A 22022-nucleotide genomic window follows, 5' to 3' on the forward strand; every position below is an offset into this window, starting at 1 on the left:
GATATCAAGATATGAACGTAACTATTTTGCATGGCTACAGTGCATCCAATTCCGGTGATGGCCTCCTGGTGGATCTGGCAATCGCCTTGGTGCTGCGAAACTTCGGTGCCGACACATTAATCAATGTCGTTGCGTCAGACCCTCAATCATTCAGTTACCTTCCCTATAAGCGGTATGACGCGCCGGTCATGGCGGCTAAAGGACTGGGACGCGTGAAGGAAGCGGTTTTCCTTAAACAGTCTTACGCGCCACTCGCCGACCTCTTGAGCACCAGCGATCTGATCGTCGGGGTGGGCGGTGGGTACATGCGGTCAAAGAGCGCCTTTGAACACATCAAGCTGAAGCTGGGTCACGCCAAACAGCTCGAAACGGCGATCTTGAGCAAGGTGCCGTCGGTTTACCTGCCGCAAAGTATCGGCCCGTTCCACGGTGAGAGCAGCGCGATCGTAAAACACTATGCCAGTGCCGATGCGGTGTTTGTCCGGGACAACAGGTCATCGGCTATTTTTCAATCCAATGAAAATGTCTACCGAGCGCCGGACCTGGCGGTCCAGGCGTTGGCGAAAAAGATTCTGGTGCAACCCAAGTTCACCCGCTGTGCGTCATCGCCGGCCGTGGTCTGCGTGGTTTTACGCAAGCCGCCGGAATGGAGCAAAGAGAAAAAGATCGCCTACGTTGCCAACTTGAAGCTTCTTTTGAAGAGACTAAGGGCGAAAAGCAAAGTGGTCTGCGCTGTTCAAAGCGCCGTCCGTGGCAACGATGACGGGGCGTTCTATCGGGAACTTGGCATCACCGAGGACCTCTTGCCCTTGAAAGCGACCCTGTCCAAGTATCAGCCCGACCTGGTCATTTCCGTAAGGCTGCACGGAGCCATCGAGTCTTTACTCGCCGGCGTGCCTGCGTTTCATATCAGCTATGAACGCAAAGGTTTTGGCGCCTATCAGGATATGGGCGTGGAAGATTGGGTGATCAACGGTGGGGACATCAATGTCGACACCATCATCGACACGGTTTACGCCCCGAACGCGTTGTCCAGATTCGGTAAAAAACTGACGGACACCTGCAAAGAAATCGAAGCCAAAACGGAGCAGATGGACACGATCATCAAAGGGATCGTTCGATGATATTTCGGCTGTTGCTACGCGGAGGTGCTTTAGGCGCAAAGTTTTTACTGGTGTTGGCCATCACGCATTACCTGGGTTATGAGGCATTGGGTTTTTACGGGGTGGTGGTGGCCGCTTCATTGATCGCTTCCAAGTTTTACAGCGTCGGGTTCAGTTCTGAAATCAACCGGCTGATCAGCGTGGGGGGCAGTACGAAGCTTGTCGTTGATAAGGTACTGATTCTGTACCTGGCCGTTGGTTTGTTGTTATCGGTGGTCACGGTCGCACTCTACTCACTGTTCAGCGATGTTGAGGCGAGTGCCGCGTTGATCGCCTGCGTCACGCTGTTGCTGCTCACCGAGCATCTGTCCTTCGAAATAAACTCGTTTGTCTTTTCCGCACAAAAGGCCAACTGGGGGGCGTTGTTGTTTTTCATCAAGACCGGCCTCTGGGCGCTCCTTGCCGTGGGCGGACTGATGACGGGCGTAGTGTCCACTATCGCCAGTGTGCTTTGGTTGTGGGTGGCCACCAACCTGTTGGTCATCGTGGCCGGTTACTTCATTGTGGTTAACGTTCATAAGGGCCGCGACGTCAGTGCCGTCACCACGGTTTCGGTCTGGAGGGCAGGGTTGCCCTTTTATCTGGGAGGCGGGCTGATCGCATTAAGTCAGTACGCTGAACGATTTCTGATTCTGGACATTGAGCCGTATGCCAGCCTCGGCAAATACGTTTACTCCTGGTCTGCCGCCAACACGTTGCAAGCACTGTCCTACGCCGTTGTTGCAGTGGTGGGCATTCCCGTGCTCGCCAAGCGTTATAAAAATAACCAGCAGGCGCTGACAGTCCGGCAATTGTTCGTTAATCAATGGGTGCTGCGCTCTTTGATTATTTCCTGCGCGGTGGCTGTGCTGATTTATGCTTTCTTCAACATCCTGCTCGACTACGTGGACGCAGCAGTCCCGCGTCCGGATAACCGGATTTTAGCGATTCTGATTTTCTCTTTTGCCCTGCGCGCCGTCGGCGACATCGTGTGGGGCGGTCTTATTGCCTCGAAGAACAGTCGGGTTTCGTTAGCCAGTGCAGCGATCTGTTTGGTGGCATCACTGCCCGTCAGCTATGTGCTCATCAAGCACTATTCAATTTATGGCGCGGCGTGGGGCAATGTCTTTTCGATCACGGTGCAGTTGGCCGTCATTGCTTTGCTGACCAGATTTGCCCGGTCGAAGGGGGCCTTGTAATGGCCATCTCTCTACCGTCCATAGAGTTTCGCGGAAGAAAACTCGATTCGCCCATTTCATTGCTGATTCTACTGTGTGGTCTTTTTCTGTCTATTGCGATGCCGCTGCTGATGCACCGCGATCCTGGCCCGGATGCCATGACGTTGTGGACGTCATACGTTCGTTCAGACAACTGCAATTTCTGGAATCCGTTTTCACCAGACCGGTCCTCTTACGAGTGCTCCGCCTACTTGCTGCGTCCCACCGGTATCAACCTGACCAATGCATGGGCCTATGGGATGTTGTGCAACCTGTTTCTGACCTCTATCCCGATCTTCATCTTCAAAAGAATACCGATAACGATCTTCCTGACCTTGTGCCTGTGGGGGGTGGTCAGGTCGTTTTTCCTCGATAACCTGACCAAGGAAATCATTGTCTCGGTAGCGGTGATCGCGATTCTTTTTTTCTCCTTTTCGAAACGCTACCGCGCGGGCTTTTTCCTCTCTGCGCTGTTTTACGGTGTGCTGATCCGGCCCTACTGGATATTGTTTTCGCTGGTCTGGGTCGGCGTGTGCGTGATGAAGAAGCATGTGTCGCGTTTCAGCTTTTTCGTGATGTTGTTCATGTTCTATTTGTTGATCGCGACGGCCATTCAGTTGCTGGTCGGCTATTCGGTTTCGTCTATTCGCGCCAGTAACAATGAGCAGCGCACGCTGGGTGAAGAAGGCTCGAAGTCGTTGATCGTTTCGTGGATTAACGGCGGTGACTTCGTGTCGCAGGCCGTGGATTCGATGAGCATCTTTTTCAGGCTGTCATTCCCGGTGGAGTTGATCCTGCTCTCCGGTCTGGGGCAGATCATCTTCGTCGTCCTGATGATGATGACCTCGTTGTTGATGTTCAAAATGATGACGTCGAGTCATTACAAAGGCTCAACCATCGAGCCGAAAGTCAAAGAGCTGATTGCGATCCCACTGTCCTTTTTATTGGTGCAGGGGTTGTTCGAGCCTGACTTCGGCTCGTTTGCCCGACATTTCTCCATGGTGGTGCCGGTGCTGTTTCTGGGCCTGGGATTGCAGTTGCGCTCAAGGAAACCTGAGTCGGTTGAATCAAGCGTCTTGAGCTGAGGTTTGTGGTTTATGCAAAGCAAGAAAAAATCGTTGGAAATAGAAACGCTCAGAGGCCTGGCATGCCTGCTGCTGGTGCTCTATCACGTGATAGGGCCGCTGGGCGGCGGACTGAAAATTGACCTGGGATCACCTTTTCGGGTGCTAGCGGATTCGATGGTGTACGTCAGGATGCCGCTGTTCACCTTCATATCGGGCTACATCTATTCGATATACAAAATCAGAGGCAATGACTTCTCCGCTTACTGCGTTGGCAAGGTGAGAAGGTTGATCGTGCCGTTGTTTTTTGTCGGTATTCCGTTTTCGGTGCTGCAGGTTGTAGGGCCAGGCGTGAATAAGGAGGTCGGGTTAATCGACGCCTTGTTGTCGTTCTACATACCGGTTAACCATTTCTGGTTTTTGCAGGCCGTCTTCATCATCTTTATGTTTGTCGGTTTTCTGCAGTGGCGCGGTCTGTTGCAGGCGGCGACGCGGCTGTATCTGCTGTTCTCGTTTTCGGCGCTGGTGTTCTTGTTGCCGGCTTTTCCGGTTGACGCGTTTGGCATCAATGGCGCGGTCTATTTGTTGCCGTTTTTCGTGACAGGGATGATTTGCCACGAAAAGGTCAGCGCTTTAAAGCAATCGCTGAAAGTGATCGGGCCGGTCGTGTTCGTCTTGATATCGGCTGTGCTGCTTTATGTCGCCGCCGTGGATCGCGAACTCATTGTCGATCGTAGAAGCGTTGTCGGTTTGCTCGTTGGCTGTATGTCCTGTGTCGCGCTACTGTCGACTGACATGCGTTCGAAAGCCCTGATCTGGCTGGGTGGATATTCTTACGCCATTTTCCTTTTTCACGTGCTGTTTGCCGCCAGTTCGCGGTTTGCCTTGGGGCGTTTGGGCGTCACGGACGACAGCGTTCTGGTCGCAGGCGGCGTGCTGTGCGGATTGTTGGGGCCCGTGCTGTTGTCGAACTTTCTCAGCCGTTTCACCCTGACTTCCGTTCTGTTTTTGGGCGAGCGTGTTACCCGCAAAAAGACTCCAGAGGTCGGGTTGAAGGTGCCTCAATCCTGAGTGCCCATTCAGCCGGCTTCCTGATAGAGGGATGAGTCAATGGTAGATGTCGATGATGTGCGCCCTGTTCCTGCTCCGGTTGTCGAAGTGAGAAGTTCACGCGAGCGGCTTTCCACAATGGCTAAGGGTAAAGCGGGGGAGGTGCTGGCCATCTCGGTGATAGGCGACAGTTACAGCGCCGGGCAGGACTTTTATCTCAATGCCCTTACTCAGCACCTGGCGAAAGAGTTTGGTTTCGCCGGGCCTGGTTATGTCGGGTTCAATCACGGTGCCGCGCTTGGCGGTACGAATTTCAAATACACCCGCAGCAGCAAGAACTACTTCGGTGGGGATTGGGACGTTTCCAGTCTTGGCCAGGCGAGTCCGGACAGCCGCACCGTGACCGGGCAGGCGGGTGCTTTTCTTGAAGTGGACTCCAAAGAAACAGCAACCATCAATACAACCATTACCGACGCCAAGTTGCTCTACCTGGGCAATGGCAAAACCAGTGAGATGCGCTATCGGTGGACACCTTCAGATACCTGGCATCCTTTGACGATGGCGGGTTCAGGGGGTCAGGAAGTGCAACTCAGCGTCCCCGCCAATGATGAATGGTCGTTAAGGCTCGAAGTGGTGAGCGGTGCGCCGACGTTGTTTGGTCTGTGGCTGGCCAATAATCAGGGCGGCGTCAGGGTCTCCAAACTCGCTGCTTCCGGCGCCGCCTCAGGTGACTTTTATAAGAACGACCGCCCATGGCAAACCCAATGGAAGACCGTTGTTTCCAAGATACCGGCGGACGTTTACCTGATCATGTTAGGCGGTAATGACCAGGGGTTTGGCGTCAAGCCCCAGGACTATCTGAAGAACATGAAAGGGTTGGTGCGGATGATTCGCGAAGTTCATCCGGCGGCGAGCATCAACGTCATCCTGCGTCAGGACACAACGCGCTCCAGTGCCTATCCGATGTCGGAGTACGCTCAGGTGCTTGAGCCTTGGGCGCGTTCGGAAAACATTGTGTATTCGAGTTTGCAATGCACGTTCGGTCCCGACTTCAAACGCTACGCCAGTGGCGGGCCGACCCCCATGATCGGCCCGGACAACATCCATCCCATCCCGGGTTCGGGCGGTCGGCTCATCGCCGATTACGTGTATCGCCTGATTGTCGGAGGTGTCAGTGAGTCGTCGGGTCAGTGTGGTTCTGCTTTGAAATAATCACTCACCGTTCAAAGCGTTCCAGATGGCTCAGCAGCTCTGCGGTTTTCACAGGCATCAAGTCAGGATCACATCGCGTTTCAATATTGATGATGATTGCCGGGTCGCTATAGCGCACGCGAACCCGGAATCGCCAATCATTGAAAATCACTTTTAGCCCGTCGCGTTCATCGATATCCAGGGCCTGGTGGGCGTACAGACTTTTCAGATGTTTCAAGAGTGCAAAAGGGTCCCTGACCGGGCGATGGATATCGCCCGAAGAGGGGAACACCCCGATGCGCTCAACCAACAAGGCTGTGCCAAACCAGGCCGCCGAAGTGGAGGATAACGATGGGGTTTTTGACAGCCAGGCCATCACCCCGACGTTGCCCGCTTTCTGTTCGATGTCTACCGAGCGTTTTGCAGTGGTCATAGTGGCCTGCCTGGGTGAGTGAGTGGGTCAAAGACCGTTGAGATACAGCTGCTCATAGCAAAAGTTGGTGGCGTCGATATAGCCTTCTGCACCACCGCAATCAAAGCGCAGGCCTTCGAACTTGTAGGCCAGCACGCAGCCATTTTGCGCCTGCTTCATCAGTGCGTCGGTGATCTGGATTTCGCCGCCCTTGCCCGGTTGGGTGTCGGCAATCAAATCAAAAATATCGGGGGTCAGAATGTAGCGGCCAATGATCGCCAGGTTGGACGGTGCGTCCTCGGGTGCCGGCTTCTCGACCATGCTGTTGACCCGGTAGATCCCTTCGGAAATCAACTCGCCGGCGATCACGCCATATTTGTGAGTCTGATCTCGAGGCACTTCTTGAATGGCCACGATCGAGCAGCGGAATTTTTTGTAGAGCTTGATCATCTGCGCCAGTACGCCGTCACCTTGCAGGTTCAGGCACAGGTCATCCGCCAGCACTACGGCGAACGGTTCGTCACCGATCAAGGGACGACCGCTGAGAATCGCGTGTCCCAGGCCTTTCATTTCGACCTGACGGGTGTAGGCGAACGTGCAGGTTTCAATCAGCTCCCGGGTGCCGGCCAGAAACTTTTCCTTTTCGGTGCCGCGAATCTGGTGTTCCAGTTCATAGCTGATATCGAAATGGTCTTCCAGCGCACGTTTGCCCCGGCCGGTCACAATTGCCATGTGTTGCAGACCGGCGTCCCGTGCCTCTTCAACGGCGTACTGGATTAAAGGCTTGTTGACGATTGGCAGCATTTCCTTCGGCATGGCTTTCGTCGCAGGCAAGAAGCGCGTGCCATAACCGGCGGCGGGGAACAAGCATTTACGAATCATAGATATATCCTGAAAAGTCATTCCACAGCCACACGGAAAACAATATCGAGTAGGGCTGTGAGTTTTGAAGTATTACGGAGGTGTACTTTAATACCTGAGTAGAGGTTTATTGGCAATTATTAGCAGGTGTAGAGTGGGGTGAATGTTATTAGTTGTCGGGGCTGATAGCTTTTAGTTAATTTTAGTCGGTGTCTGTTAATAGTGTCGGTTGTTCTGAAGTGCTAATAAGTGTTTGGCGTCAATGGGTGATGTGCGCATTTAACATCACCTGTAATTGAGCACTTCAATACCCCACTATGGACCGCTCTATGAAGATTCTGGTAACGGGTGGAACCGGTTATATCGGTTCTCACACCACACTTGCGCTGCTTGAAGCGGGCTTCGACGTGGTTGTGCTGGACAACTTGTGCAACAGCTCTGACGCGTCCCTGCACGCCATTGAAGCCATCTGCGGCAAGTCCGCGTCAATGATTCGCGGGGACGTGTGCGACCGAGCATTGCTGGACCGGATTTTTCAGGAGCATTCCATTGATGCTGTCCTGCATTTTGCCGGGCTCAAGGCCGTAGGCGAGAGCGTGCGCAAGCCACTTGAGTATTACGAGGCCAATGTTTGCGGGAGCATTACGCTGTGTCAGGCGATGTCCGCGGCCGGCGTGTTCCGGTTGGTGTTCAGTTCATCGGCCACGGTGTACGGAGCGCCTGAGCAGATGCCGATTCGAGAAGATTTTCCTACCGGTACGCCGACCAATCCCTACGGGCAATCCAAACTGTTCATCGAAAACGTGCTGCAGGATCTGTGTGCGGCAGAGCCGCGCTGGAGCATCGCGCTGTTGCGCTACTTCAACCCGATCGGCGCTCACGCCAGTGGCCACATGGGTGAAGACCCCAGCGGGATTCCCAATAACCTGGTGCCTTACATTAGCCAGGTGGCCGTCGGCAGTCTCAAGGAGTTGTCGATATTTGGTGACGATTACCCCACCGTCGATGGCACCGGTGTGCGCGACTACATCCACGTGGTGGATCTGGCGGACGGGCACCTCAAGGCATTGCAGACGATCTCGACGCGCACTGGAATCAATATCTGGAACCTGGGCACGGGCGACGGTTACAGCGTTCTGGAGGTAGTGCGGGCCTTTGAGCAGGCTTCGGGGCGTCCAGTGCCTTATTGCGTGATGCCGCGACGCTCGGGCGATGTCGCCAAGTGTTGGGCCGATCCTTCCAAAGCGGCGAAGGAGCTCGGCTGGAAGGCCACGCGGAACTTGCAGGAGATGATGACGGACACCTGGCGTTGGCAATCGAACCATCCCAGGGGCTACCTCGAGTAAGGCTTTAAACAGGCCGTCAGTGTCCGGTTTTTCTGCTGAACTGTTATATCAGGACGCGATGTTAATTATGGTCGGGAAAATTGACTGGAAACCCATCCCGCAAGTCCGTAGATATAAAGAACACGCAGGAAGGAGTTTGATATGAAAAAGATGATGGTAATTGCCGTGTTGTCGATGATGAGCAGCGGAGCGTTTGCGCTAGAAGCACCACTCGCACTGGATACAAAAGTGTTGGGTGATGTCACGGCGGCACAAGCGGCGCTGGCCAGCACTGCGTTGGTTGCAGGTGCCGTTGCAGCGTCTAACAGCGGTGGAAGTTCCAATGGTGGAACGACCGGAAGTACCGGGACTACAGGCACTACCGGTACCACCGGCACAAACTGATAAATACCGCAGGTGTCACACAAGATTGCCCGGCTAACACTGGGCGATCTTGTTTTGGGTTTGCCCTTGAATAGCGTAGTGCCATTATGATTCGTAGTGTTCCTTTTTTAATGCTGGCAAGTATTGCTTTGCAAGGTTGTATGTTTTCGCCGGGTCAACATATGAGCACCAGCGATATCACTCGCGAAGGCGCCAGCGAAAACAGTCGGGTTGAGCTTATTCCGATCACCCCCAAGCTCATCGCCATGGACAGGGCCACTCAGGTACGTGAGTCATTGCCCCCGGAATTGTTGACCACGCCCGACGAATACCGCATTGGTAACAACGATGTCTTGTACATCACGGTATGGGATCACCCCGAGCTGACCGCACCTTCTGGCGCGCAACAGCAGATCGATGCAAACGGCCGTCTTGTTCGTTCCGATGGCACGCTTTATTACCCCTACATCAAAGAAGTCCAGGCCGCCGGAAAAACCATCCAGCAACTGCGATCCGATATTGCCGAGAAGTTGTCGACCTTCATCTCGGACCCGCAAGTGGATGTCGCGGTGTTGCGCTTTGCCAGTCAGAAAGTGGTGGTGTCGGGCGCCGTATTGAGAGCAGGCCCTCAAGCGATTTCCACCAACCCGCTCAACGTGGTTGAAGCCTTGGGTTCGGCCGGTGTCGATCCGCTGAATGCGGACTTATCCGGGTTGCTGTTGACGCGAAACGGGCGGGTTTATCCGCTGAATCTCGACGCGCTCAATCAACAGAATGCCGAGTTGCAGAAGGTCTATCTCAGAGGTGGCGATCAGTTGTATCTGCCGTACAACGACAGCAAGAAGATCTACGTGATGGGCGAGGTCAATCAGCCGCGTGCATTGACGTTCAAGACCCGCACCATGAATCTTTCCGACGTCATCGGCTCGGTAGGCGGGTTGAACCAGACCACTTCGAACGGCAACGCCGTGTACGTCATCCGGGGCGTGGAAAACCTCGATGTAGAACCCGCCAAAATCTATCAACTGCAAGCTGAGTCGCCGTCTGCCATGGCGCTTGCCACTCACTTCGATGTTCGTCCCCAGGACATTGTTTACGTAGGCCCTGCCAACGTCACCCGCTGGAACCGCTTCATCAGTCAATTGGTGCCATCGGCCTCGATTCTCGGTATGGGCGCGGCGGCACAAAACAACTTAAGTGAAGCCAACAGCAGATAAGGTCTGGTCCCACTGTGAGAACGTTGAAAGTTAGCGTCTGCTTGATGGCGGCCTTGCTGTTGTGTGGATGTAATCCGCTGATGAAGGCCACCTTGGCGAACTTCAAAGCTGTGGTCACCGGGCCTGACGATCTGGAGTTGACCCCGGCGCAAGTGGCCGAGGTTCAGTATCCGCAACTCAAGCTGACGACCCCTTCCGGCGAAGGGGTGTTGGCGATGGTGCGTGAGCGAGGCGACTTGCAGTACTGGGTCGCGTCCGGCAAGCAGGTGCTGTTGCTGCGCGACGGGTTGGCGGTTCGCACTGTCGGCCTGGGCTTTGAAGGTGACCTGGACGGGACCCGTATCGAAGCGCAATCGCCGTTCAAGCAAGGCCTTCACCGACTGCCGGATGGATACACAAGCCAGCGCTGGATCGATCTCTATCGAGGTTACGAAGTGGGCGTTGCCGTGAGCAGTCGCTTCACCCGAAAACCCATGGAAACCCTCAGGATCCTGGACAAGGAATACGCCGTGCTGCGTGTCGATGAGCAGATAGAAGCACCGGCTATTGGCCTGCGCGCGACCAATCATTATTGGGTCGATCCGGATAACGGTTTCATCCTCCAGAGTGAACAGCAACTGACAGGGCAACTCAGGGTGAAGATCGTGCAGTTGACCTCTGAGCGCAGGGCTGTCCGTTGAAGTTTCCCAAGGTGTTATGGACGTGCCTGTTGTTGATCTCCTGTGGTGTGAATGCGGCAGTCAACGTCAGCGGCGATGTGCGCAATCCGGGGCCGGTCGAGCTGCAACCCGGGGGGCGCGTGCTGGACGTGATGCGTTTGGCGCAACCCAATCCTGAAAGCTACTGGCTGGCGGCCGCCTGGCTGCGACAACCATTGCATGAGGAGCAGACCCGACTCAAGACCGGGGTCCTGTTCGACTTGAAGGTGCTGCAACGCACCGCATTGCTGTTCGATCGGCCCAGCCGGGCGGCATTGGCGTTGCGGTTGTACGAGCAAGTCAGCCGCATGCCGGTTACCGGGCGCCAGGTGGCGGTCCTTGATCCGATCGCGGTGGAGGTCGGCTTCGCTCGCAACTTCCGCCTCGATGACGGCGACAGCCTGATCTACCCGAAGCGTTCCGATGTAGTTGAAGTGCTGGGCGCTGTCGCCGAACCGTGCCGGCTCACCTATCGCCCGCTGCAAGAGGCCCGCGATTACCTGCAAAGGTGTTCACCGCTGGCCGATGCCGATGCCGATTACCTCTGGATTGTTCAGCCCGATGGCGTCACCCGCCGTGTCGGCATTGCGCCGTGGAATCGCGAAAGCGGGCAGGTGCCTGCCGCCGGCAGCAAAATCCTCGTCCCTGTCAAAACCGATGATCTTAATCCGCCTATACCTGAACTGAATCAGCAGTTGGCCGAATTTCTTGCCACGCAACTGGCTGAGGTGGTTCCTTGAATTTACGTTTTGCTGCAGTGCTGTTGTTGCCGTGTGGTTTGGCTCACGCAGAGCCGCGATTGACTCAAAATGATTTCGGCGGCGTCGGCTTGATGCAAACGCCGACGGCCCGAATGGCGCCGGCCGGCGAGCTGAGTGTGAACGCCAGTCGAACCGACCCCTATACCCGTTACAGCGTTTCATTGCAGCCATATGAATGGCTGGAAGGCTCGTTTCGCTATACCGCGATCACTAACCGCCGGTATGGCCCCGAATCGTTGAGTGGCGACCAGAGTTACAAGGACAAGGCCGTGGACCTCAAGGTCCGCTTGTGGCAAGAAAGCCACTGGGCACCTGAACTGGCCCTGGGCTTTCGGGACGTCGGGGGGACCGGTCTGTTCTCCAGCGAATTCCTGGTCGCTAACAAACGCTATGACGACTTTGATTTCAGCGCGGGTATTGCCTGGGGATACATCGGCAATCGAGGCGATTTTGACAACCCGTTGGGTTGGGCGGCTGATCGCTTCAAGACCCGGCCGGACGGCGAGGGCACCGGTGACGTCAACACCAATGCCTATTTCCGTGGGCGACCTTCATTGTTTGGCGGCGTGACCTACCAGACACCTTGGGACCCGCTCAGCCTGAAGCTCGAATACGAAGGCAACGACTACAAAAAGGAGCCGAAAGACAACGCCATCAAGCAAGACTCGCCCATCAACATCGGCGCCGTGTTCAAGCTGACCGATTCAGTGGATCTCAGCGCGGGTTGGGAGCGCGGCAATACCGCGATGTTCGGCATCACCCTGCACACCAACTTTGTCAGCCGCAAGGCGCCGGCCAAGACTTACGATCCGCCAGCGGAGCGTCTGCCGACACAAGCACCCGCCACTCCACCGGATCAGGTCAACTGGGCCAATGTGTCCCAGCGCTTGCAGAAAAATGCCGGCTATAAAGTCGAGCGCATCACTCAGCGCGGCCCTGAGTTGTTTGTGTACGGCGAGCAGACGAACTATTTCCATTCGGCCAAAGCCGTCGGCCGCGCCAGCCGGATTCTGGACAACAGCGTCAACGACGATATCGACTGGTTCACCCTGGTGAACAAGCGGTACGACATGCCGCTGGAAGAAACCAGCGTGCCGCGCGAGACCTTCCGCGAAGTGGTCAACAATGAGGAGCCGCTGCAAACCTTGCACCGCGCCACTGAAGTCAACGGGGCGATGCCGCACACCGAGACCACGCTCTATACCGCCGCGCGCGATACCTTCAGCTATGGTGTCGGGCTGGGCTACAAACAGAACGTCGGCGGCCCTGATGGTTTGCTCTATCAGCTGAGTGCCGATGCGGACGCCGAGTATCGTTTCACGCGCAATACCTGGTGGAGCGGCCTGCTGAGCGCCAACCTGGTGAACAACTACGACAACTTTACCTACGACGCACCAAGTGGTTTGCCCCGGGTGCGGACCGACCTGCGCAAGTACCTGACGACCTCTGACGTCACCATGCCCACGTTCCAGCTCAGCCACGCCGAGCAACTGGATAAAGACCTGTATGGCATGGTCTACGGCGGCTATCTGGAGTCGATGTTTGCCGGTGTGGGCGGTGAGGTACTGTTCCGTCCGGCAGGCCAGCGTTGGTCGGTGGGTGCAGACCTGAACTATGTGCGTCAGCGCGAGTTCAACCAGGGCTTTGGCCTGCGAGATTACTCGACCGTGACCGGCCATATCACCGGTTATACCGACTTGCCTTTCGATACCCAGGCAGCCGTCAGTGTCGGCCGTTACCTGGCGCGGGATTGGGGCGCCACAGTCGATCTGTCACGGGAGTTCCGCAATGGTGTGCGATTCGGTGCCTGGGCCACGCTGACCACCGCGACAAAAGCGGAATACGGCGAAGGCAGTTTCGACAAGGGTATCTACATCTCCATTCCTTTCGACGAATTGATGAGCATGTCGACCATGCGTCGGGCCAATATCGTCTGGTCGCCACTGACCCGGGACGGCGGTGCACGGCTCAATCGCAGCTACTGGCTGCACTCCATGACCGATAGCCGTGACAGCGACTTGTTCTACCGTAACTTCGACAAGATCACTGAGTGAAAGCGGGCGATCTGCAGGGCGATTAGCGCTGTAGATCGCATCGCGGTCGACCGGAAGGGGGCTATCTGGAAGGTCTTTTAGTGAGCAGCGCCATCTTGCGCAGGGTTCTCTGCGTTATCCCCACACACTTGCAACGATAAGCCGGGGGTTGACTTGGCTCCCGGCTTGAACTCGCGTGGCCGCGTATCAGGGGGCTGGTGTGGCAGGGGCGTAAGTGCAACTCAGCGCCCAATAGACGCCCATGAAAAAGGGGACTTGCGTCCCCTTGTCATTTCGCGTTGCCTGGGATTCAAGCGATCAATAGATGTCCTTTGACAGTAAGGTAAAAGGCGTCTTCACCAGGATCTTCAGATCCAGCCACAACGACCAGTTATTGATGTATTTGAGATCGATCTCCACACGCTTTTGCATCTTGTCGATGGTGTCGGTCTCGCCACGGCAACCGTTGATTTGAGCCAGTCCGGTAATCCCCGGTTTGATTCGGTGGCGAGCCATGTAGGCGAGAATCTTCCCGGAGTAGTAATCGTTGTGTGCAACGGCATGGGGACGTGGTCCGACCAGGGCCATATGGCCTTGCAGCACATTGATCAACTGTGGCAGTTCGTCCAGCGAAGTGCGACGGATAAAGCGTCCCACCGGAGTGATTCGTGAATCGTTACGGCTGGCCTGCTTGACCTCTAGATCATCGTGCACGCGCATCGAGCGAAACTTCCAGACCTGGATCACCTTGCCATTCCAGCCGTGGCGGTCCTGCTTGAAGAACACCGGCCCCGGGGAGTTGAGTTTAACGGCCAGGGCAATCAGCAACAGCAACGGGCTTAGAAGAACAAGGGCCAACAGCGCCACGCTCTTTTCCAGCAGGCTTTTACTCAGTGCGGCGGTCGGCTGGCTGGTCAACGGGCTTTCATTCAAGTAGATCGCTGGCAAGCCGTCCACGACCCTTACCGAGTGATTGAGCAGCGTCAGGCTGTTCAAGTCCGGCACCCAGACCACATCGACGTTGGCCCCCAGCAAATCGATATACATGGCTTCGATTTTTGCCGCTTCACTCAGGGGCAGCGTGATGTACAAACGGCGGATGTCGTGGGCCTTGATCAGCTCCAGCAACTGCTCCTGCGGACCTACGATCGGCGGTGAGCCCATCGCCAGCGGGAGCGAGGTGTCGGTGCTGACCAACCCCACCAGCGGGAAGTGTTCAAGGCTGCGCAATTTCCTGGCGAGCCCCAGCGCCAACTCACCCGTACCGACGATCAGGGTTTTATGCTCGCTTTGAAGTGACCGTTGATAGTATTGCGAGAAACCGTGCAGCGGAACGTACAACAGTGCCTGCCCGAGGTAACCGCAGGCTGCCCATACGAGGATCAGTTGACGGGAAAAAAGTTGATCGGCCTTGCAGATGAACGCCACACAGGCCAATGCTGCCAGGGTCATTGTCCAGCCCATCAACAAACGTCCCAATCCCTCAAGGTAGTTATCTTTCTTCGCATAGACGCCGCACCATGTATAAGCAGGTACCGAGGCAAGTACAGCAAGAATTGCGCACACCCGATAATAGAACTCTACCGTTCCGGTCTGGTAATAAACCAATAGAAACAACAGGGCCACAACAAAGCCCTGACCCAGTGCCCATTGTCCCCAGAAGGTCAATCCTTTGAGGTGGGTATTTCGATTGATACGAAGATTGTTAACCATGCGATATCCCCAAAATACGTCCATTCGCGTGTCGACAGACAAGAGCCAAGTTGATGTAACAAACATTATTATTTTTATAAGAGGGCAAAACATTGACGGTCGAAACGCCACTGCGCGGCGCGCTCGTCAGTGAATAGATTAATTTATTGGGCAGAAAGCTGTCTGACGACTTTTAACGAGTGGTTTGTTTATATGGCGATGATGTTGGGGGGGGCGAGGTGTTAGAAATGGTCGATAATGTAAGTTGATTCAAAGGTGGAGAGGGCGGAGTTTATCTGGGGGGCGAGACGCGCTGGAGGGTGAAATGGTGGGGTGCTTTTGTTGTTTTTGTATGCACTACCATTGGGGTCATTTCATTAACTCAGGTGAGGCTTTTTCCCCGTATAATTTTTTGAATCAGGCAATAACCACGATTTCTGACTGCTCGGAAAAGACGTTCGCCATTGCTGGCATTTTTAAATTTTTCCTGTAGCCGGCTCAGGCACATTTCCAGGCCTCGATAATGTTCGGGTTCTCTGCCAATGCTCCGAATAAGGTCATCTTTGCTGACTACCCTGTCATCATGGTGCAGCATCTTTTTGACCAGTGTGGCTTCAAGACCAGTCAACACAATCTCGACATCATCTTTAATTAAAGCGCCATTGATATTGCTCAGTCGCCAGGCTTCGGAATAAGGATAGTGCGGTCTCGCTGCCACGTTGGAGAGCGAATCCCGGGCGTCATCCCGATCTTCATCTGCCAGTGAGGAAATATTATTGAACTGTGTATCGGACTGGGCTGCTCGCCACTCGGATTCGAATGTCGAGAGTATGCGCTGTGTATCATGTCTGATAACAGGAGGGACAATCCTGTCCAGGTGAGGGGAAATAAACTCCATGAGTTTCGGGGCGGAAGAGGGTAGGGCAACACCTTCGACAAACATCTTTGCCTGTGGCGTACCGAATGAGTTATAGCGCTCGCTCGATAGTAATGCTTCAAGCTCAAGTTGTAATGCCGGACTATGAGTAACGACGACAAAATATTTTCTGGGGAGGGGTGTACTGCTTTCCATGTCTCTCTCCTGAAGGGGCACACTCGGTTTTTAGTTTAATAGGTTGTCGGCAGGGGAGTAATGGCTCCCTTGAAAGTAATCAAATGGCAGCGCGCGTGCCAGTATATGGCTAGCAGCATGCTCTACTCTGTCGGCTATAAAGGCGACTTTGGTAGTGTGAGTCAGCATGGTCATGCGGTCGTGGAGTCGGTTGAATAAATCGGGGTTGCCTGTCAGTTTAAGGCTCAAGTCTAGGGCTGAAAGGGGGATCTTTATATAGTCGAAAAGATTCAGGGTTGTAAATATTTCGATACTTTCATCTGCGATGTTATAGCCATCGAACGCGATTTCTACGCCGTGATCTTTAAGCAGATATACGTTGTTGAGGATTTTCTTTTTATCAATGAAGCTGACCGCCGAAAGGGGTAGCTCATTGAAAGCGATAACCAGTGTCTGACCAAAGTTGCGCAGGGCGTCGCTGGACTGTATCAACTCTTCCGTTAGTGCAGAATCGGTGAGATCTGACTGTCCAACGCAAACGAATCTATGGCTTAAGTATTTGTTTTTACTGGATATATTTTGATCTTTTAACGAAAAGGCGATCAGCCGGGTCTGCATGAGCACTTCACTGTAAATGCCGTTCATCTCTTGCGGTGCAGCAGCGGATGCATGAGCCTGACTGTCGTCAAACTGAATTCTGATTTCGCTGCCAAAGGGGCAGTCGTCACGAGTGAGGATCAATTGTCGAGACAGATAATGACTCGCACGATAGATGTGTGACGCGCTCATCGTTGCGTTCATAATGCGATAACTCCCTGCATATTAATTATCAGGCGGTCGAGATCAGACCCCTGACAAGACGATATCCATGCCCGCGAATACTTTGAATGGCGTTGGTGCCATACATGCCTTTTATCTTGCCGCGAAGGCGGCTGATAGATTTCTCCAAGGCTCTTGGGTCATAAAAAGTTATATTCAGCCCCATGATTCTGGCGATTTCATCATGGCTCAATATTTGGTTTCTTGTTTCGGAAAATGCTTCAAGAATTTTCATTTCCGGAAACGATACATCCAGCTTTTTATAGTCTCCAATCAGGCACATACGCGTCGGGTCCAAGAGCAGGTTGTGCTGCTTGTGCCATTCTGCGCTATTAAAAAACTCGGAAAGTACGTCCGGGTTATCTTCAGGAAGCGTACTGAATTTAATGCAGTGGTCGGCGCCGGCAAGATAGTATTTCATCTTGTTGTAGGTGCCTTTGCCGGTGATGGCTACAAAGATAATAAGGGCCTGGTTATCGGCACGCATATTTTCCACCAAGGCGATGCTTTCATCAAACGCCTGAGGGCTGTCAATGACAATGAATACTGCACGGTATGAATGGGAGTCCTTGTTTTTTCTAAACAGGTTTTTGTAACACATAGTGTCAACAGGTATATCATGCGCTACATAACCTGCAACTAATGTCCTGAAACCCTCAGCTAAACTATGGGTCCGCCCAATGGTGAGAATACCCGTCACCTCCTTTGTGTGGCTGTGGCTGGTATTCGTTAATTTCCCTGTAAGCATCATGCTTTGACTCGGCTGGGTGCTGACATTTGGATGTTAAAGCACCGATTCTCATTTGTGACTGACAATTGGTAACATTTCCCGGGTTTTCAAGCAGGCGTCACAATTTTTTTAACATTGTTGGCCAATCTGGCGAGATCCTTTGTGCCCCTGATGCTTGGCATGCAGGGTGGCAAAGGGGCATCATTGTGCCATCTTTTCGCGCGATGTCCCGCTTTTCCAGTTCAATAAGCCTGGGTGGGTGGCTGAAGCCGCCGTAGTTGGATTTTTTATGGGGGTCTTATGAGTTTCCAGAACTAGGCTGCTTTAAGTACTGGTTTGAGTCTGTCTTTAGTTTGGAACTAACCGATATTTCTTGTTATATAACGTCCTGACTCAGGGTGGTAGTTATGACATTTGTTAACGTTGAGTTTTAATCCAGGGCTGAATGCGTTTTACTGACTCGTTGGCGATATAGCCGTCAGTTCGTCAGCAGATTTGCTTTTGTGGGTGAGGGGGATTAATGGATTTTTGGACTACCGTAACGGTATTGATTTTAGGCGTGGTGGAGGGGCTGACAGAGTTTTTGCCCATATCAAGTACGGGGCACCAAATCATTGTTGCAGACCTGCTCGGCTTCGGTGGTGAGCGTGCCATGGCCTTCAATATCATCATTCAACTGGGGGCCATCCTGGCGGTGGTCTGGGAGTTTCGGCGCAAGATTCTCGAGATCGTCACAGGCTTGCCAACCCAACGCAATGCGCAACGGTTTACCTTGAACTTATTGATCGGCTTTATGCCTGCCGTTGTATTAGGTGTATTGTTCGCCGATAAGATTCACGAGTATCTGTTCAATCCAATCACCGTGGCGGTGGCATTGGTCGTGGGTGGTATCGTGATGTTGTGGGCTGAGCGGCGGGAACATAGGGTGTATGTCGAACATGTTGATGACATGCGCTGGACCGACGCGTTAAAGGTCGGGTTCGCTCAATGCCTGGCGATGATACCGGGCACCTCACGCTCTGGATCGACCATTATAGGTGGGTTGCTATTCGGACTGTCGCGCAAGGCGGCCACCGAGTTCTCGTTCTTCCTGGCCATGCCAACCATGGTCGGTGCCGCCGTCTACTCAGGCTACAAGTATAGGGATCTGTTCCAGGCCAGCGACCTGCCAGTCTTCGCCTTGGGCTTCGTCACCGCGTTCTTTTTCGCCATGATCGCCGTGCGCGGCTTGCTCAAGTTTATCGCCAGCCACAGTTACGCCGCGTTCGCCTGGTACCGAATTGCATTCGGTCTGGTGATCCTGGCTACATGGGCATTCGGTTGGGTTAACTGGACTGAAGCAGCAGCGCTCTGACACTTGAACCAGGCTGCGGACCCGCCAGCCTGGTATTTAAAAGATAAAACGGATTAACGCCCTTCAAGCAACTCAGCAGCCTGATCCAGCAACGCTAAAGGCTCTTTAGCTTTGTGGATATCCACCGACAACAACTGCCGAAACTTGCGTGCCCCTGGGAACCCGGTGCCCAGCCCCAGCACGTGCCGGGTGATATGGTGCATCGAACCGCCCGCATCAATATGCGCCGCTATGTAAGGCCGCAACTGCGCCAGCGCCTCTGCCCGAGTGATCACCGGCGCCGTACTGCCGAACAACTGCTGATCCACCTCAGCCATCACATAAGGATTGTGATACGCCTCACGGCCCAACATCACGCCGTCGAACGTCTGCAAATGCGCGTGACAGGCTTCCAACGTTTTGATCCCGCCGTTAAGAACAATCTCCAACTCCGGAAAATCCGACTTCAACCGCGCCGCCACGTCATAACGCAGGGGCGGAATGTCACGGTTCTCCTTAGGCGACAACCCCTCCAGAATCGCGATCCGCGCATGCACCGTAAAACTCGTGCACCCTGCATCCCGAACCGTCCCGACGAAATCACACAACTCCTCGTAACTGTCCCGCCCATTAATCCCGATCCGATGTTTCACCGTCACCGGAATCGACACCGCATCCCGCATCGCCTTCACACAATCCGCCACCAACTGCGGATGCCCCATCAGGCACGCGCCGATCATATTGTTCTGAACCCGATCACTCGGACAGCCGACATTCAGATTCACCTCGTCGTAACCGTGGTCCTGGGCCATGCGGGCGCAGGCGGCCAAGTCGAGAGGGACGCTGCCGCCGAGTTGCAGGGCCAGCGGGTGTTCGGCTTCGTTGTGACGGAGGAAGCGGTCGTGATCGCCGTTGAGGAGCGCGCCGGTGGTGACCATTTCGGTGTAGAGGAGGGCGTTTTTCGACAATATGCGTAGGAAGAAGCGGCAGTGGCGATCGGTCCAATCCATCATGGGTGCTACAGAAAATTTACGATTCATAAAGCCTTGTATATAAAGGCCTTCAGCAGGTTTTTGTGCTATCGTTCGTGTACATTTCAGGGGCCAAAATGACGGTTTTGGTACACTTGGGGTACACGCCGTGTGCATCAAAGGTATGCATCGGGTACGGGTAAATGAACATTGAGTGAACACGAGCATGGCTTCTTTTCAAAAGCTTCCCAGCGGCAACTGGCGTGTCCTGATTCGGGCCAAAGGGCATAAGTCGATCAGCGCCACCTTCACCACCGAAAAGCTAGCCAAGGCTTTCGCGAAGGAAAAAACGCGGCAGCTTGAGGAGATCAAGGCGACGGGCAGGACAGCTGCTCCTAAGGGCTCAACTGTCGGCCATTATATCGATGACTATCTCGATTACATACAGCACGGGCGTACCCTTCAGCGGAGCGCGCTTTTCATCTACAAAGCTCTGAAGGAAAGGTTCGGGAAAATCGGAATCGAGCGTCTATCTAAAAGCCATCTCGATGCCTTTATCGAGACCAGGAAGAAAGAGGGGGTTCAAGGTCAGACTATTGCAGGCGACCTGTCATTGCTGTCTACGGTTCTGCGCTACTGCTACGAGGTGAAGCATCTGGACGTCGATGCTGACATGGCTGATAAAGCGCGCAAGAGTCTCAAAAGTAACCACAAACTGCGTATCAAAAGCAGGGAGGTGGAATGCGTTCCGACTCAGTCAGAAATCGACGCGATCATTGGCGTTTTCGCAACCAAAAAGCGTCAGGTCATTAATATGCCCAAGCTGATCAGATTTGCGCTGTACACATCTATGCGGCAGGCCGAGATCTGCAATATCTGCATCGAGGATCTGGATTGGGAAAACAAAACCGTGATTATCAGGAACAGGAAGCATCCGAACGAGAAGATGGGAAACAATGAAACAGTGCCATTGCTGCCGTCAGCCTGGGATATTGTTGTGGAGTGGGTTGGGGATCGTACAGCTGGCCCAATCTTCCCGTATAACCCTAAGTCCGTTTCTGTCGCGTTTTCTCGCGCTCGTGATCAGTCAAGCGTGACTCGCCCCGTTCGCTTTCACGACCTTCGGCATAAAGCGATCACTGACTTCTTCGGCATTGGGCTTAACGTTCCCCAAGTTGCTTTGATGAGTGGCCATCGCGACTGGCAAACTCTGAAGCGCTACACGCACGTCAAAGCATCTGATGTCCATGCTGCCTATAACGCTTTGAACATCAAGCAGCAGGACGCCAAACATTTGAGCGAGCAAGTCGCCTGGCTTGTCCAACAGATGGGCGAGATGAGGGGGGCGCAAGCTTAATCAACAAAAAGGGGCCAGCTGGCCCCTTATATTACATACACTTTCTAATGAATTCGTCCGGATCTGTATCCATCAGGTTGCTAATGAAGTCCATCACAGCGTTTTTTGGATACAAGTAAGCAGAACCAAATCGGATTGGTTTCGGGCCCTTCCCATGCTTTCTCCAGTATGCAAGGGTCTCAAGGTTCACTTTTGCCAATTCGCTGATATCTTCTGCGGTGTAGCAGTTGATCTCGTCAGCCATTTTGCTCCTCAGGTCGCTCATGTCAGACTGCTCCGCCATGCGTGAATCCGAAGCCTTTCACCCTCGCCATCAGAGCACCCACAGGGTAGAAGAAGCGATTACCTGCATACGCATATGCCGGCCTTGTCCCATGTCTACGCCAGTGCTCCAGAGTGGGCTTAGCAACGTTGAACAGTTGAGCAACGTCGTCCTCAGTCAGAAAGCCCATGTCCTGCGCGATTCCTTTTTGCATATCAACATCTCGAAAGCACCCGCCGTCATGACCGTCAGTGCTTTCCAGCGTAATAGAACCCGGTGTCGTACCTGTGGTTTGTCAATACATGAGAAATGTTTTTCGCCATGCCGTCAAGGCGCAAAGTGCACTTTCTTAACGGGTCTACTCAGGGCATACGCTTAACTAAAGTATGCTGAAACTATACTTTGAATCGCCCCGGATTTTCTAGACACTCTCCAGGCTCGCTGCGTAACGC

The 22022-nt window shown here is 54.0% G+C and carries 21 protein-coding genes; 13 read left to right on the forward strand and 8 right to left on the reverse strand.

What is annotated here, in order from left to right; all coding sequences use genetic code 11:
* Positions 1 to 11 precede the first annotated feature (11 nt).
* The 5 genes from K0F88_RS21340 (at position 12) to K0F88_RS21360 (ending at position 5685) form a co-directional block, all read left to right on the forward strand.
* The gene (locus K0F88_RS21340; RefSeq protein WP_094471556.1) at positions 12 to 1124 is read left to right on the forward strand and encodes a polysaccharide pyruvyl transferase family protein; all 1113 of its coding nucleotides are present in this window, start codon (positions 12 to 14) and stop codon (positions 1122 to 1124) included.
* Entirely contained in the window at positions 1121 to 2341 is a 1221-nt protein-coding gene (locus K0F88_RS21345; RefSeq protein WP_094471557.1) for a polysaccharide biosynthesis C-terminal domain-containing protein, read from the forward strand. The genes K0F88_RS21340 and K0F88_RS21345 overlap by 4 nt, the downstream gene beginning before the upstream one ends.
* Positions 2342 to 2571: 230 nt before the next feature.
* Positions 2572 to 3444 (forward strand): hypothetical protein, encoded by an 873-nt coding sequence (locus tag K0F88_RS21350; RefSeq protein WP_255142794.1) that lies wholly within the window; start codon positions 2572 to 2574, stop codon positions 3442 to 3444.
* 12 nt (positions 3445 to 3456) lie between these two features.
* Positions 3457 to 4494 carry an acyltransferase family protein gene (locus K0F88_RS21355; RefSeq protein ID WP_094471559.1) on the forward strand — a complete coding sequence of 346 codons (1038 nt, stop codon included), beginning with the start codon at positions 3457 to 3459 and terminating at the stop codon, positions 4492 to 4494.
* A gap of 39 nt (positions 4495 to 4533) precedes the next feature.
* Positions 4534 to 5685 carry an SGNH/GDSL hydrolase family protein gene (locus K0F88_RS21360; protein ID WP_219096455.1) on the forward strand — a complete coding sequence of 384 codons (1152 nt, stop codon included), beginning with the start codon at positions 4534 to 4536 and terminating at the stop codon, positions 5683 to 5685.
* Positions 5686 to 5689: 4 nt separating this feature from the next.
* Here K0F88_RS21360 and K0F88_RS21365 read toward each other — a convergent pair whose 3' ends face one another.
* The gene (locus K0F88_RS21365) at positions 5690 to 6097 is read right to left on the reverse strand and encodes a mannose-1-phosphate guanylyltransferase (protein WP_094471561.1); all 408 of its coding nucleotides are present in this window, start codon (positions 6095 to 6097) and stop codon (positions 5690 to 5692) included.
* Between the two features lie 27 nt (positions 6098 to 6124).
* Positions 6125 to 6958: a UTP--glucose-1-phosphate uridylyltransferase GalU gene (gene galU, locus K0F88_RS21370; protein WP_090182155.1), complete on the reverse strand. Its 834-nt coding sequence runs from the start codon at positions 6956 to 6958 to the stop codon at positions 6125 to 6127.
* Positions 6959 to 7266: 308 nt separating this feature from the next.
* Between galU and galE the strand changes: the two genes are divergently transcribed.
* The 6 genes from galE to K0F88_RS21400 all read left to right on the forward strand — a co-directional run bounded on the left by galE (position 7267) and on the right by K0F88_RS21400 (position 13376).
* Entirely contained in the window at positions 7267 to 8283 is a 1017-nt protein-coding gene (galE, locus tag K0F88_RS21375; RefSeq protein ID WP_094471562.1) for a UDP-glucose 4-epimerase GalE, read from the forward strand.
* A gap of 141 nt (positions 8284 to 8424) precedes the next feature.
* Positions 8425 to 8667 carry a hypothetical protein gene (locus K0F88_RS21380; protein WP_094471563.1) on the forward strand — a complete coding sequence of 81 codons (243 nt, stop codon included), beginning with the start codon at positions 8425 to 8427 and terminating at the stop codon, positions 8665 to 8667.
* A 140-nt stretch (positions 8668 to 8807) separates the two neighbouring features.
* A complete protein-coding gene (locus K0F88_RS21385; RefSeq protein ID WP_094471564.1) occupies positions 8808 to 9863 on the forward strand; it encodes a polysaccharide biosynthesis/export family protein in 1056 nt (351 codons plus the stop codon).
* Positions 9864 to 9877: 14 nt separating this feature from the next.
* Entirely contained in the window at positions 9878 to 10543 is a 666-nt protein-coding gene (locus tag K0F88_RS21390; RefSeq protein ID WP_094471565.1) for a YjbF family lipoprotein, read from the forward strand.
* Positions 10540 to 11301 carry a capsule biosynthesis GfcC family protein gene (locus K0F88_RS21395; RefSeq protein WP_094471566.1) on the forward strand — a complete coding sequence of 254 codons (762 nt, stop codon included), beginning with the start codon at positions 10540 to 10542 and terminating at the stop codon, positions 11299 to 11301. Before K0F88_RS21390 ends, K0F88_RS21395 begins: the two co-directional genes overlap by 4 nt.
* Positions 11298 to 13376, forward strand: coding sequence for a YjbH domain-containing protein (locus K0F88_RS21400; RefSeq protein ID WP_219096456.1), 2079 nt, complete (start codon positions 11298 to 11300; stop codon positions 13374 to 13376). Before K0F88_RS21395 ends, K0F88_RS21400 begins: the two co-directional genes overlap by 4 nt.
* Before the next feature lie 297 nt (positions 13377 to 13673).
* Here K0F88_RS21400 and K0F88_RS21405 read toward each other — a convergent pair whose 3' ends face one another.
* The 4 genes from K0F88_RS21405 to K0F88_RS21420 form a co-directional block, all read right to left on the reverse strand.
* Positions 13674 to 15068, reverse strand: coding sequence for an undecaprenyl-phosphate glucose phosphotransferase (locus tag K0F88_RS21405; protein ID WP_094471568.1), 1395 nt, complete (start codon positions 15066 to 15068; stop codon positions 13674 to 13676).
* 361 nt (positions 15069 to 15429) lie between these two features.
* Entirely contained in the window at positions 15430 to 16119 is a 690-nt protein-coding gene (locus tag K0F88_RS21410; protein WP_094471569.1) for a helix-turn-helix domain-containing protein, read from the reverse strand.
* Positions 16120 to 16149: 30 nt separating this feature from the next.
* Positions 16150 to 16899, reverse strand: a complete 750-nt coding sequence (locus K0F88_RS21415) for an EAL domain-containing protein (protein ID WP_094471570.1) — start codon at positions 16897 to 16899, stop codon at positions 16150 to 16152.
* 28 nt (positions 16900 to 16927) lie between these two features.
* Positions 16928 to 17668 (reverse strand): winged helix-turn-helix domain-containing protein, encoded by a 741-nt coding sequence (locus K0F88_RS21420; protein WP_094471571.1) that lies wholly within the window; start codon positions 17666 to 17668, stop codon positions 16928 to 16930.
* 499 nt (positions 17669 to 18167) lie between these two features.
* Here K0F88_RS21420 and K0F88_RS21425 point away from each other — a divergent pair, with 499 nt between their 5' ends.
* Positions 18168 to 19001 carry an undecaprenyl-diphosphate phosphatase gene (locus tag K0F88_RS21425; protein ID WP_219096457.1) on the forward strand — a complete coding sequence of 278 codons (834 nt, stop codon included), beginning with the start codon at positions 18168 to 18170 and terminating at the stop codon, positions 18999 to 19001.
* A 53-nt stretch (positions 19002 to 19054) separates the two neighbouring features.
* Here the strand turns inward: K0F88_RS21425 and dusA are convergent, their stop codons facing one another.
* Positions 19055 to 20020: a tRNA dihydrouridine(20/20a) synthase DusA gene (dusA, locus tag K0F88_RS21430; RefSeq protein WP_219096458.1), complete on the reverse strand. Its 966-nt coding sequence runs from the start codon at positions 20018 to 20020 to the stop codon at positions 19055 to 19057.
* Positions 20021 to 20177: 157 nt separating this feature from the next.
* Between dusA and K0F88_RS21435 the strand changes: the two genes are divergently transcribed.
* Positions 20178 to 21308: a tyrosine-type recombinase/integrase gene (locus K0F88_RS21435; protein ID WP_219096459.1), complete on the forward strand. Its 1131-nt coding sequence runs from the start codon at positions 20178 to 20180 to the stop codon at positions 21306 to 21308.
* Positions 21309 to 21339: 31 nt separating this feature from the next.
* Here the strand turns inward: K0F88_RS21435 and K0F88_RS21440 are convergent, their stop codons facing one another.
* Positions 21340 to 21552, reverse strand: a complete 213-nt coding sequence (locus K0F88_RS21440) for a hypothetical protein (RefSeq protein WP_219096460.1) — start codon at positions 21550 to 21552, stop codon at positions 21340 to 21342.
* Between the last annotated feature and the right edge of the window lie 470 nt (positions 21553 to 22022).

Source organism: Pseudomonas sp. UMAB-40, from assembly GCF_900095275.1.
GTDB lineage: Bacteria > Pseudomonadota > Gammaproteobacteria > Pseudomonadales > Pseudomonadaceae > Aquipseudomonas > Aquipseudomonas mandelii_B.